Source organism: Flavobacteriales bacterium, assembly GCA_025210295.1.
Classification (GTDB): Bacteria; Bacteroidota; Bacteroidia; order Flavobacteriales_D; family Parvicellaceae; genus S010-51.
In genome coordinates this window covers 302,329-315,648 of record JAOASC010000046.1, presented here as the reverse complement: position 1 = coordinate 315,648, position 13,320 = coordinate 302,329, and the positions used below count along the sequence as shown (strand labels likewise).

The 13,320-nt window shown below is 35.8% G+C and carries 10 protein-coding genes and 1 pseudogene; 8 read left to right on the top strand and 3 right to left on the bottom strand.

Going from position 1 to position 13,320, the window contains the following annotated elements:
- Positions 1-12 precede the first annotated feature (12 nt).
- Positions 13-627, top strand: a complete 615-nt coding sequence (locus N4A35_15135; protein MCT4582747.1) for a polysaccharide deacetylase family protein — start codon at positions 13-15, stop codon at positions 625-627.
- Positions 617-1,636 (top strand): SDR family NAD(P)-dependent oxidoreductase, encoded by a 1,020-nt coding sequence (locus tag N4A35_15130; GenBank protein ID MCT4582746.1) that lies wholly within the window; start codon positions 617-619, stop codon positions 1,634-1,636. Before N4A35_15135 ends, N4A35_15130 begins: the two co-directional genes overlap by 11 nt.
- Here N4A35_15130 and N4A35_15125 read toward each other — a convergent pair.
- From N4A35_15125 to N4A35_15115, 3 genes are read right to left on the bottom strand one after another with little or no spacing between them, the layout of a single operon-like run.
- Positions 1,619-2,347, bottom strand: coding sequence for a PorT family protein (locus N4A35_15125; GenBank protein MCT4582745.1), 729 nt, complete (start codon positions 2,345-2,347; stop codon positions 1,619-1,621). The two genes, N4A35_15130 and N4A35_15125, sit on opposite strands and share 18 nt — an antisense overlap.
- A complete protein-coding gene (galE, locus tag N4A35_15120; GenBank protein ID MCT4582744.1) occupies positions 2,340-3,350 on the bottom strand; it encodes a UDP-glucose 4-epimerase GalE in 1,011 nt (336 codons plus the stop codon). The genes N4A35_15125 and galE overlap by 8 nt, the downstream gene beginning before the upstream one ends.
- Before the next feature lies 1 nt (position 3,351).
- Positions 3,352-3,843: a hypothetical protein gene (locus N4A35_15115; protein MCT4582743.1), complete on the bottom strand. Its 492-nt coding sequence runs from the start codon at positions 3,841-3,843 to the stop codon at positions 3,352-3,354.
- Between the two features lie 268 nt (positions 3,844-4,111).
- On the opposite strand from N4A35_15115, the gene N4A35_15110 reads away from it, so the two are divergent.
- The 6 genes and pseudogenes from N4A35_15110 (at position 4,112) to N4A35_15085 (ending at position 13,284) form a co-directional block, all read left to right on the top strand.
- On the top strand, positions 4,112-5,452 hold the full coding sequence (locus tag N4A35_15110) for a c-type cytochrome (GenBank protein MCT4582742.1): 1,341 nt from the start codon (positions 4,112-4,114) through the stop codon (positions 5,450-5,452).
- Between the two features lie 30 nt (positions 5,453-5,482).
- Complete coding sequence (locus N4A35_15105) at positions 5,483-8,860, top strand: TAT-variant-translocated molybdopterin oxidoreductase (GenBank protein MCT4582741.1); 3,378 nt, start codon at positions 5,483-5,485, stop codon at positions 8,858-8,860.
- 31 nt (positions 8,861-8,891) lie between these two features.
- Positions 8,892-10,253: pseudogene (gene nrfD / locus N4A35_15100) on the top strand (polysulfide reductase NrfD).
- 113 nt (positions 10,254-10,366) lie between these two features.
- Positions 10,367-10,906, top strand: coding sequence for a DUF3341 domain-containing protein (locus N4A35_15095; protein ID MCT4582740.1), 540 nt, complete (start codon positions 10,367-10,369; stop codon positions 10,904-10,906).
- Between the two features lie 30 nt (positions 10,907-10,936).
- Entirely contained in the window at positions 10,937-11,653 is a 717-nt protein-coding gene (locus N4A35_15090) for a cytochrome c (protein MCT4582739.1), read from the top strand.
- 62 nt (positions 11,654-11,715) lie between these two features.
- Positions 11,716-13,284, top strand: a complete 1,569-nt coding sequence (locus tag N4A35_15085; GenBank protein MCT4582738.1) for a quinol:cytochrome C oxidoreductase — start codon at positions 11,716-11,718, stop codon at positions 13,282-13,284.
- Positions 13,285-13,320 lie beyond the last annotated feature (36 nt).

The window sequence follows — 13,320 nt, the reverse complement described above, 5'->3', positions numbered from 1 at the left end:
TTTTAAGTTGGTATGATTAGGATTCCTAAAATAGTTCGTGTGTTCTTTCCGTCAGTGTTGTGGAAAGTAGATACAACCGATCAGGTGGTTTATTTTACATTTGATGATGGTCCAACACCCAAAGTTACTGAAGACGTGCTGTCAATTTTAGCATCGTATAATGCAAAAGCTACTTTTTTTTGTTTGGGTAATAGGGTAGAGCAATATCCAGCTGTGTATCAGAAAATAGTAGATGCTGGCCATACTGTGGGTAATCATACCCAGCAACATTTGAAAGGATGGCGTTCAATCAATCAAGTCTATTTTGAAGATGTAGAAAAAGCTTCTGAAAAGATAGCTTCTAAGTTGTTTCGACCTCCTTATGGAAAGATGAGGTGGAGTCAGTATAGGTTTTTGAAAAAGAACTATCGCGTGGTTTTGTGGGATGTAATCCCAGAAGATTATTTAAAATCGATGACTGTTCAGAAGTTAGTTTCAAACATAGTTAATCACGTCAGTGCTGGTTCTATTGTAGTTTTACATGATAGTGAAAAATGTGCAAGCGTGATGCTAGAGGCACTTCCTGAAGTGTTGAAGCAGTTAAGTGAAAAAGGGTTTGAATTTAAAGCTATAGAAGATGAAATCTAAGGTTTTTGTAACAGGTGCTTCAGGATTGTTGGGAAGTCATTTTTTGATTCAGTTTTCTCAAGAATATGAGGAGGTAATCGCTTTATATCGCTCAGAGGAAGGTAGAGTATTGGTGGAGGAGTTATTTAGGTATTATGGTAAATTAGCTTGTTTTGCTAAGGTAAAATGGGTGAGAGGTGATGTGACAGATCTAAAGCTGCTTCAGTCTATTGTGAAAAACGTTGATTTAGTTGTTCATTCAGCAGCATTGGTAAGTTTTGAAAAAGAAGATGTCCAAGAGTTGTATCAGGTAAATGTTCAAGGTACTAAAAATGTCTTAAAAGCAATTAGTGGTTCTCAGGTTGAACAATTGGTTTTTATAAGTTCGGTAGCAACAATTAGAAATAAGAATCTTAAAGGTTTTTTTGTAGAAGATGGAGAGGTAGAAGGTGGACGTTCATGGAGTGATTATGCTAGGTCTAAGACGCAGTCAGAAGAGCTAGTGTTAGCGGCTAGAGAAAATGGTTTAGATGTTTTGGTTATTAATCCAGGAGTGATACTTGGTCCTGGAAATATTAATAATAGTAGTACGGCAATTTTTAAAACGGTAAAAGATGGCTTGATGTTTTACACTTCAGGAGTAAATGGTGTTATAGATGTTAGGGATGTAGTCGATTCAGTGGTTGGGTTGTTAGAGTTAAAGCATAGAAGTAAACGGTATGTTTGTGTTTCACATAATATTTCGTTTAAGCACCTGTTTGATCAAATAGCTATAGCTTTTGATGTTAGGGCACCTAAATTGAAAGTGAATGCTTTAGTGTTGTCAGTAGCTTGTAGGTTAGAGTCGGTCGTAGCGAAGTTGTTGAAAAGGAAGCCGAGAATAACAAAAGAGAATACCGCAGCTGCTTTTTTGAAAATGCAATACGATTCAAGTCTTTTAGTTCAAGAAACAGGAATTGAGTTTAGGAAATTGAGCGATACAATCGAAAATGCAGTTCTTTTTTTTAAGAAATTAGAATCTAAGCCATGAAACTCCCACAGAAAAAGTGTTTAATTCACTGCCTTTACCCTCTTCAAAAATCCCCGTTAATGAATAGAAAGCAATAAAAGAAATCTTATTAAATCCAATCCTTAAAGTTGGACCATATCTATAGAAAAGTGTGTTGGGTGTACGGTAGACTTTTATTTTGCTTTGATCCGATACGAATTTCGTGTGATTTCCCATTAAATAACCAGCTTTAAAACCTGGGTAAAGTCTAAAGTTGAACCTTCTTCTTTCTTCAAGACTTTTGTTCATCGTTCTAAACCTTAGCTCAAAAGGTATTTCGATATAGTTTAAGGTAATCTTGTTAATACGATACTTTAAACCATTATAAGGAGTAAGCTCAGTGAAGCTATTGTTGTTTGGGGTATTAGTTGAAGTAATAAAAGTTCCGTTGTGATGGATGTTGTCAGAAGAAAGTCCAATACCATAGGCAATTGAAAAATTACTTTTTTTGGAAAGAGGAATGTCTTTGTACAAGTAGGCTGAGATTCCTATTGAGTATAGTTCAGATTCTATACCAGAAGGAGTTTCGAGCCAGTGATCTGTTTTTAGATCGATTGCAACTCTATCAAATCGTTCTTTGTCAGCATCATCAGCTCTTATTTTAACTTGGTCGATTATCCTCCCTTGAGCATAATTTAGTCCAATTAAAAAGCATATAAATGAATATGTTAGTAAGGCCCTTTTTTTAATCATTTTGCATTTTCTTTTGCCAATTCCAAGCATCTTTAAGGGCGTCACGTAGTGTATACTTGGGTGTCCAGTTTAGTTCTTTTACAATTTTGGTGTTGTCAGAATAAATCTCAACGACATCTCCAGGGCGTCTATTTCCAATTGTGTAGTTAAGTTTCTTTTGAGTCACATCTTCAAAAGTTTCGACAACTTCTAATACAGTTGTTCCTATTCCTACTCCAACATTATAGATGTCTAGTTGTTTGTTTTGTTTTGCGATTTTCTCGATAGCGTAGATATGTGCAGTAGCTAAATCCACCACATGGATATAATCTCTGATACAAGTGCCATCTTTAGTAGGGTAGTCATCTCCAAATACACTTAGTTCTTCTCGAATACCAGCGGCTGTTTGGGTGATATAAGGAACTAAGTTGTTGGGAGTGCCAATAGGAAGTTCTCCAATTAGTCCACTAGGATGAGCCCCAATTGGGTTAAAGTATCTGAGAATCGTTACATTTTTATCGTTTTCGCTTTTAAAGAAATCAGTTAAAATGTCTTCTCCAATTTGTTTGGTGTTTCCATAGGGAGATTCAGCAGTTTTTCTGGGGGTTTGTTCTGTAACTGGAATTTTATCAGCAGTTCCATATACAGTACAAGAAGAGGAAAAAACGATGTTTTTTACATGATGTTTTTTCATCAATTCCAAGATGTTGGTTAAGGAATTGAGGTTGTTGTTGTAGTATTTAAGGGGTTCGTTGACAGATTCACCAACAGCTTTGTATGCAGCAAAATGGATAATTCCATCAGGTTTTTCATTGATAAAAACATCGGCTAATAGCTGTAGGTTACAACAGTCAATTTCATAAGTCTTTATTGATTGTTGAGTGATCTTTTCAATTTTTTCAATGATGAATTTCTTTGAGTTTCTAAAGTCATCAACAATAATAGGGGTATGTCCTCTTTCAATGAGTTCAACAACGGTATGAGAGCCAATAAATCCGGCACCTCCAGTTACAATTATTTTCATTTTATTTTGTTTTTTCTAACGGGGGAAGATTCATTTTTTTAGCTATAACGATAGCATTAGGAAAATAATTCTTTATTTCGTTTTTAAATTCATAAGCGTCAGTTCTTGTGTAAAATGCACCTCCATAAAGGTAGGTGTTAGGAGCGAGGTATTTTTCTTCTATAGGTGCGTTAGGTTGTATTTTCAGAAGCTTATAGCGCGCATCTCTTATTTTTGAGGTTTGCTGACTGACTTCAAGTTGGACAGTATACCCTAAAATGTACGGCGTTCTACTAATTTTATTGGTTAGTGAATCAATTTCTCTAGTCTGGTGTATCGTTACAGTTCCTTCAGGTTGGTTAAAATCAAGTGTTTTTTTAGTTGAATCTATCTTGTGAGAAGTGTTTTTGTTGCTTATTTCTTCCTTGCCTGGATAGAGTCTCCAGTTTTGTTTTTCTTGACTATATGCACTAAAAGTTAAGGAAAATAACAAGATTAAATTAAGTAATTTCATTGGTTTAATACGGTTTGGTTTTACAAAGTAATATAAAAGAATAATATAAACCATAAAAATTGTTCCAGTTTTTAAATGTAGAAGTATTCTGCTTTTTGTCGAGGAATAATTGTGGTAGGCGAATTATATTTTTATTTATGTTATTTAGAATAATTCTAAAATAGTGAATTTGTAGACAATTTTATGACAAAACGCTGTGAAATAAAGAGGCAAGTGTTACTTTTGCGGATGTTAAAAAAGCTTAAAAATCGACCTTAAAGGTAAAAGCATGAAGATTAATTGGAGAAATAAAATTAAAACTCTTGGAGTAACTTTAGCAATATTTGCTGCTGTTCCAAGTGGTTTCGCTGCTGAAGATGGTGCCGCTTTGTTTAAAGCAAATTGTGCTGCTTGTCATAAGTTAGATAAGAATTCAACTGGACCAAAGTTGCAAGGTGCGAGAGCACTTTGGGAAGAGGCTGGCGAAGGAGAAATGATTTATGAATGGATAGCTGACCCTGTTGGTTTGGCTGAAAGTGGTAAGTCGAAAAGAGCAGCTGAAGTAATCAATTTTAGTAAGTCTCAGATGACTCCACAGTCAGTTACCAAAGAGCAAGTGGATGCTATTTTAGATTATGCTGATGCTTATGTGGCTCCTGTAAAGAAGAAAGATACAGGTGGTGAGGTTGCCGTGAAAGAGCCAACTACAAATTATGTGTTGTGGTTGATTGTTTCGTTATTGGTAGCAGGTGTTGTAGCATATGCTGCATTGTCTGTGAAGAGGTTGCTTTCTGTAGCTGTTGCTGAAAGAAAAGGAGAAGAAGTTGTTACTTACGATAGCACTAAGGATCGAGTTAATTCTTGGATATACAGAAACTGGTTGTTTGCATTGTTGTTGTTTTTAGTGGTAGCAATAACAGCTGGTGTAGAGTTATTTGCTCGTGGGTACGAAGTAAATGTTATTTCTGATTACCAACCATCTCAACCTGTGAAATATTCGCATAAGTTGCATGCTGGAGATATGGGGATTGACTGTAAGTATTGTCATAATTCAGCTGAAAAGTCTAAGCATGCTGGAATTCCAACGACCAATGTTTGTATGAACTGTCATAGAATGGTGCCAGAGGGTACAGAAACAGGAACAAAAGAAATTGCTAAACTATATGCTGCTGCAGGTTATGATCCTGAGAAAAGCGATTATAACTACGATGAGTATGGGAATGTGATTGAGGGAACTCCAATAGTTTGGAATAAAGCCCACAATATGCCTGATCATGTGTTCTTTAGTCATGCTCAGCACGTAAATGCTAATACAGGGAATATCGATTGTCGTCAATGTCACGGAGATGTTAAAACTTACACGTTGGGTAGAGTTTCAACTAATGAAGAAATCAATGAGTTGGCAAAAACTGATGATAAAATTATTCCTTTGGAAAAACCAATCTTAACAATGGGATGGTGTATCGAATGTCATAATGAAAAGACTGTTGATTTGACGAAAAGTGATTATTATGAAGAAGTTCATAATAGATTAAAGAATCGTCCAGATGCAATGAGAAGAATATTAGAGGACGAGAAAGTTACTGTGAGAGAGCTTGGAGGATGGGAATGTGCTAAGTGTCATTATTAATTATTACGTAAAGAATCAAAAAACATGAGTATGAATAAAACATACTGGAAAGGGTTAGATGAGAAACATCAAACACCTGAGTTTATTGAAAAGAGCCAGAAAGAATTCAAAGAAGATTTGCCTGTAGGTGAGTTTATTGGAGACGAAGGAGCTTCTGAATTTAAAACGGGTAGAAGAGATTTCTTGAAGTTTTTAGGTTTTGGTGTTGCTGCTGCAACATTAGCTTCATGTGAGGCACCTGTTATTAAGTCTATTCCTTACGTTAACAAACCAGAAGATATTACTCCTGGTGTAGCGAATTGGTACGCAAGTACATTCTATGATGGGAATGATTTTGCTAATGTTTTAGTAAAAGCTAGAGAAGGACGTCCAATTTGGGTTAAAGGAAACAAAAGTTTTGGATTAACAAAAGGTGGATTAACACCTAGAGTTGCAGCTTCTGTTCTTAATTTATATAATGGGGAACGTCTAAAAGGAGCTTATAAAGGAGATGCTGAAATTACTTGGGCTGACTTGGATAAGGAAGTTGGAGCAAAATTGAAAGCAATAGCGAGTAAAGGAGGTAAAGTAAGGTTGTTGACAAATTCAATCATCAGCCCTTCAACGCAGTTAGTTGTTGGAGATTTTATTGCTTCTTTAGGAGGTGGTGAAACACCTGTTCTTGATGAAGCGGGAATGCCAGTTTTAAACGAAGATGGAACACCTGCAATGACTTCTAACGGTAATGCAGATGTGAAACATGTTCAGTATGATGCGGTTTCATATTCAGCATTAAGAAAAGCCAATAACGAGTCGTTTGGGAAAAATGTAATTCCAGATTATGATTTTTCTAAAGCAAAAGTTGTTGTAGGTATTGATGCAGATTTCTTAGCAAACTGGTTAATGCCAACAAAATTTAATGTTGATTTTGCTGAAACAAGAAAACCAGAAAGTGGTTGGATGTCTAAGCACTATCATTTTGATGCGGTATTTAGTTTAACTGGAGCAAATGCTGACGTTAGAACTCCAATCAAACCATCAGAAGAAGGAGTGGTTGCTGCAGCAATTTTGAAAGAAGTAACAGGAAAAGATTTAGGAGTTGCTATTCCAGAAAATATAGCAGCTGTTGCTAAGAAAATAGGAAAAGACTTAAAAGCAGCGAAAGGAGAATCTATCGTTGTAGCAGGTGCAAATAATAAAGCAATTCAAGTTATTGTTAATGCAATTAATAGTGCATTGGGTAACTATGGAAAGACAATTGATTTAGATAATCCATTGAACGTTAAACAAGCTGATGATGCTAAAGTTGAAGCGCTTGTAAAAGAAGTAGAGGCTGGAAAAGTTGATGCTTTGTTAATGTATGGAGTAAATCCTGTTTATACTTTACCTAACGGTCAGAAATTTGCTGAAGGTATGGCTAAAATAGGATTAACAGTTTCTTTCTCAGAATATAAAGATGAAACAGGAGCATTGTGTACGTACAACGCACCAACACATAATTATTTAGAGGCATGGAATGATTTAAATCCTAAAATGGGAGAGTATTCAATCCAACAGCCAATTATCAGACCAATGTATGATACACGCCAAATGCAAGATACGTTGCTAGTATGGGCGGGGAAAGCAGAAAGAGCTGATAGAGAAAGTAAAGCTTTCTATAACTATATGAGAGAGGCATGGAATAAATATGGTTTCTCACAACAAACAAAATATTTAACTTTTGATGAATACTGGAACTGGGCAGTACATAATGGGTCAGCAGAAAGCTCATTAATCCCAGCAACAGCCGTTTCATTTAATGATACAACTTCTTCAGCTGCAAAAACGATAAAAGATATTGTTGCTAAAGCACCAGAATTAGAGGTGGTAATGTATCAAAAAGTTGAGATGGGAGAAGGACAATATGCTGCTAACCCATGGTTACAAGAGTTACCTGATGCAATGACAAAGGTAACTTGGGATAACTATATTACAATGGCTCCAGCAGATTGTTACGTTAAGTTTGGATTAAACGGAACTGCAAAATCTCAATGGGATGGAGTTCATTTAGGACAAGAAGATAAAGCTTATGTTGCAACTGTTACAGTTGGAGATCATAAACTTAAATTACCAGTAGTTCCAACACCAGGTCAAAAAGTAGGTACAATAGGTATCGCTTTAGGATATGGTCGTGGAGCAAATGAAGAACAAATTGGAAAAGCAGCTTACCAAGTTACTTTAGACCAAACAGGTGAATATTTGTTGGACGAAAATGGTAAGAAAACACCAATTGGAGGGAATGCATACCCATTCACAAGTTTTGTAAATGGAGAATTAACATACAATGCTCCAGCTACTTTCGATTTGTCTGTAGGAGAACGTTACTACATGGCATGTACTCAAACACATCACACGGTGATGGGAAGAGATTCTATTGTTAAAGAAACGACATTAGATACGTTCATTAATGGAAGTAAACACGATTATAATCATATTCATGAATTACATATTCACCGTAAAGGACATAGTGAACATGTAAACCCTAATGAAATGTCTTTATGGGATGAACATCCAGTAGAGCATGTAGGTCACAGATGGGGGATGTCTATTGACTTAACTTCATGTAATGGATGTGGTGTTTGTATCGTAGCTTGTCACTCTGAAAATAATGTTCCTGTTGTTGGGAAAGACGAAATCAGAAGAGCAAGAGATATGCACTGGTTAAGAATGGATAGGTATTTCTCTTCAGCTGAAGAAGAAAAGAACAAAGCCTATGACTTAGATCCTTTAACCAACGATTTTGACTATGGATTAATGGAGATTCCTGAAGAAAATCCTTCAGTTGTTTTCATGCCAATGATGTGCCAACACTGTAACCATGCTCCATGTGAGACAGTTTGTCCAGTGGCAGCTACAACACATAGTAACGAGGGGTTAAATATGATGGCTTACAACAGATGTATTGGAACACGTTATTGTGGAAATAACTGTCCTTACAAAGTAAGACGATTCAACTGGTTTAACTATAGAGATTATAAGAAGTTTGATAAAGTTAACCCAACGCATGATGCTACAGCAAGAATGGTATTAAATCCAGATGTAGTTGTTCGTTCAAGAGGGGTAATGGAAAAATGTTCATTCTGTGTTCAAAGAATCCAAGAAGGTAAATTAAATGCCAAAAAAGAAGGTAGAATCCTTGTAGATGGAGATGTGATGCCTGCTTGTGGTGATGCTTGTCCAAGTGATTGTATTACTTTTGGAGATTGGAACAATGAAGAGTCTGCTGTTAGAGCAAAAACTGAAGGCGACAGAGCATACCAAGCTTTAGAAGAAGTAGGTATTAAACCAAACGTTTGGTATCAGGTTAAAGTAAATAATGTAGAAGAGACTGTAGCTCATCATGCGGAAGCAACACATGCAGATGAGGGACATGAAAGTCACGGTCATTAATATAGTAATTGCAATTAAAAAGATAATTTAGATGCACAAAGAATCAGACATTAGGATTCCCCTTATTTTGGGAGACAAGTCTTACAGAGACATTACGGATGATATTATTCGTCCAATTGAGAGTAAGGCGCCAAAAGGATGGTATATTTTAATTACAATATCTGCAATCTTCGGATTGTGGGGAGTAGGATGTATCGTATACCTTTTAGGAACAGGTATTGGTGTATGGGGACTAAACAAGACCGTTGAATGGGCTTGGGATATTACCAACTTCGTATGGTGGGTAGGTATCGGTCACGCTGGAACACTGATCTCTGCTGTACTATTACTGTTTAGACAGAAATGGAGAATGGCGATTAACAGAGCTGCTGAGGCGATGACAATCTTTGCCGTAATGATGGCAGGACTTTTTCCATTAATTCACATGGGACGTCTTTGGGTAGGTTATTGGGTGTTCCCATTACCAAATCAATTTGGATCTTTATGGGTAAACTTTAATTCACCATTATTATGGGATGTATTTGCGATCTCTACCTACTTCTCTGTAGGTTTAGTATTCTGGTATATCGGATTAATTCCAGATTTCGCAACGATTAGAGATAGAGTTACTAGTCCAGTGGCTAAAAGAGCTTACGGTGTATTGAGCTTTGGATGGAGTGGAAATGCAAAAGCATGGAACCGTTTCGAATTAGTATCCTTAGTATTAGCTGGTTTAGCAACACCATTAGTATTCTCAGTACACTCTATTGTATCTTTTGACTTTGCTACATCAGTTATTCCTGGTTGGCATACAACAATTTTCCCTCCTTACTTCGTTTCTGGAGCGGTATTCTCAGGGTTTGCAATGGTACAAACATTAATGCTTATCTTAAGAAAAGCATTTAAATTAGAAGCTTACTTACATACCAAACATATAGAGTACATGAATATCGTAATCATGGTTACAGGATCTATAGTAGGGGTAGCTTATATTACAGAGCTATTTATCTCATGGTATTCAGGAGTAGAATATGAAGCTTATGCATTCTTGAACAGAGCAACAGGACCATATTGGTGGTCTTATTGGGCAATGATGACTTGTAACGTGTTATCTCCTCAGTTCTTCTGGTTCAAAAAATTAAGAACAAGTTTAACTTTTACATTTATTTTATCGATTGTGGTGAATATCGGGATGTGGTTCGAACGTTTTGTAATTATTGTAACTTCAATCCATAGAGATTATTTACCATCAGCTTGGTCATATTTCCACCCTACTTGGGTAGATATAGGAGTCTATGTAGGGACAATGGGATTATTCTTTGTATTATACCTATTGTTTGCTAGATATTTCCCAGTAATGCCTATTGCTGAGTTAAAGACAATCTTAAAATCATCAGGTCAAAACTTTAAAGAAGGTTTCGGAAACGGAGCAGGGTATTATGATGGACATGGTCACGATGATCACCATGCTGAAGAAGCTAATGACGCTGAATCAACTAATAACACGAACGAAAATAACTAATGGATATGGCAGATAAAGTTATATATGCAATGTACGATGATGATGATGTGACAAAAGACGCAGCTAAAAAGATGATAGCTAAGGGCGTACACATCGCAGATGTTTTTTCACCATTTCCAATACACGGTATTGATCCTATTATAGGGGTAAAAGAAACACGTTTAGGTATTGTTTCTTTTATGTTCGGAATTACTGGATTAACACTAGCTATGCTTACAATCAGATATATGATGATTGTTGATTGGGGAGGAATTAATATCGGAGGTAAACCTAATTTCGATTTCTTAGGTAACATGCCATCATTTGTTCCGATTATGTTTGAATTTACTGTACTTTGTGCAGCTCATGGAATGGCATTTGTTTACTTCTTGAGAAATGGAATTTTACCAGGAATGCCATCAAGAAATCCAGATCCAAGAACTACTGATGATCGTTTTGTGGTTGAAATAAGACCAGAAGAAAATACGCAGTTTTCAATGGATGAGTTAAATGCAATTGTTAAATCAACACCTATTGTTGAGCTAGAAGAAAAAGTAATTAAATAATTTTTGATCTGGCTTTTAATATTAAAGAAAATGAAAATTAATTTAAAATATATATCGATTTTTACAATAGGAGGAGCGCTAATGCTTTCGTCTTGTATAAAAAGCGAAGATAGCCCAGGATATGAATATGTCCCAGATATGTATCGTTCTCAAGCAATTGAAGCATACGTAGATTATGGTTTAGTTAAGGATGATGAATACAGTGAAGAAGCTCAAGTTAGAAAAAATACAATTTCTGCAAGAACTCCTGCTGAAGGAACAATTCCATTTACTGCTAATCCAGAAAAAGCGGCTATATTAATGCCTTACGGTTATGAGAATACTCCTGAAGGTTATGAAGCAGCAGCAAACAATAATATTCCAGCTGTTTTCTTAGAAGATGTGGATGGAAATGTTAAAGAAGGAAAGCGTCTATATAACATCATGTGTCAACATTGTCATGGAATGAAAGGACAAGGAGATGGAGGTGTTGTAGAAGTAGGAGGGTTCAACCCACCGAGTCCTTATGATGGAGCCTATAAAGATAGACCTCTAGGAAAAATATTTCATGTCATTACTTATGGTAAAGGAGCAATGGGACCACATGCCTCTCAATTAAATAAAGAGGAAAGATGGAAAGTTGCTATGTATGTAAGAACCTTACAACATGGAGGAGATTTTAAATTAAACGAATTAAAACCAGTTTCAGATTCAACTGCTGTCGTAATGGATTCAGTAGCTGTTGTTGAACCAGGTGCAGGTCATTAAGAAATAAGACTAGATTAATTTAGTTCGAAAAAAAAGAAGTTAATAAAGAATAATTATACGCAATGGAATATCAAATTTCTGATAAAGCAAAAAAAGTAACGCTAGGACTAGCTATTGTTGGTTTAGTTTTAATGATTATTGGATTTTTCTCACAAAAAGAATATGTTTTTGCTGAGAAAATAGACGAACATTCGGTGAATATCGAATATTGGGGAAATGCAGAACAAGCTAAAATTGATGCATTAAAAACCGATTTGGTTGCAACAATGGAGGCTAAAGGATATCAGTTAGATATTCACGATGCTGGACACGGACATGCAGATCATCATGGAGAGAGTCATGATGCACACGCAGATCACGATGGACATGGAGAACATGCTGAGCATGGAGATGAACATGAAGCTCACGGAAGTCATCATGCAAGTCCAACTTTCTTGTGGAGTGTGCATATTAAGCATGCCGAAGGTCATGAAGCTCACGGTGGTCATCACGAAGATGCAGCTCAAACAATCGTTGAATTGTGTGAATCTGGGACTATTGCTTTTTCTGATTCTAAATTCAGAAGATTTTGGTCAAACCTTTTAATCAATGGATTCTTCTTCTTTGGTATAGCATTAGGAGCTCTATTTTATTTAGCATTGCATTATGCAACTGAGTCTGGATGGGGAGTTGTATTATTAAGAGTATTTGAAGGGGTATCTCAAGCATTACCAATTGGTATTATTGTTTTAGTTATTGTTTTTGCTACTGGAGCAATGGGCTTACACGATATTTATTCATGGATGGACCCAGAAAACGTAAAAGCTGATCACTTAATTTGGAGAAAGTCAGGTTACTTTAACCAAATTTTCTTCTGGATTAGAGTTGTCGCGTATTTTGGGATATTTATCTATTTCATGAAATGGTTTAGAAAAATGTCGATGAGAGAAGACGAAGAAGGAGGTACAGTGCTACACTTTACTATGTTTAGAAGAGCAGCATTATTCTTAGTTTTCTTTGCTGTTTTCTCTTCAACAATGTCTTGGGATTTTATCATGTCAATTGATATTCACTGGTATAGTACACTATTTGGATGGTATACATTCTCAGGAATTTGGTTGTCAGGAATCATTATGGTTTTAATGATTACTGGGTACTTAAAGAGTTTAGGATATTTAGAGTTTGTTAAACAATCACATATTCACGATTTAGCAAAATGGATGTTTGCTTTAAGTTTCTTATGGAGTTATTTATGGTTCTCTCAATTCATGTTAATCTGGTATTCAAATATCGGTGAAGAAACTATTTACTATTGGGAAAGAATCATGGAGTACAAATACCTATACTTCACAATGTTTGGATTAAACTTTGTTTTACCAATGGTATTCTTAATGGCAAGAGATGTAAAGAGATCTTGGGGATTCATTGTAGTGATTGGATCGATCATCTTCGTTGGACACTGGTTTGATGTATTTATGATGGTTATGCCTGGTACTCTTCACGATGAGTGGTCATTTGGATTGTTAGATGTTGGAATGTTTGCATTATTCTTAGGAGGATTCTTATTCACTGTATTGAAATCAATGGGGAATGCTTCATTAGTACAAAAGAATCACCCATTCTTAGAGGAAAGTAAACACCACGAATTTTAAAATTATGATTATTTTAAGCGGTTTATTATTTTGTGT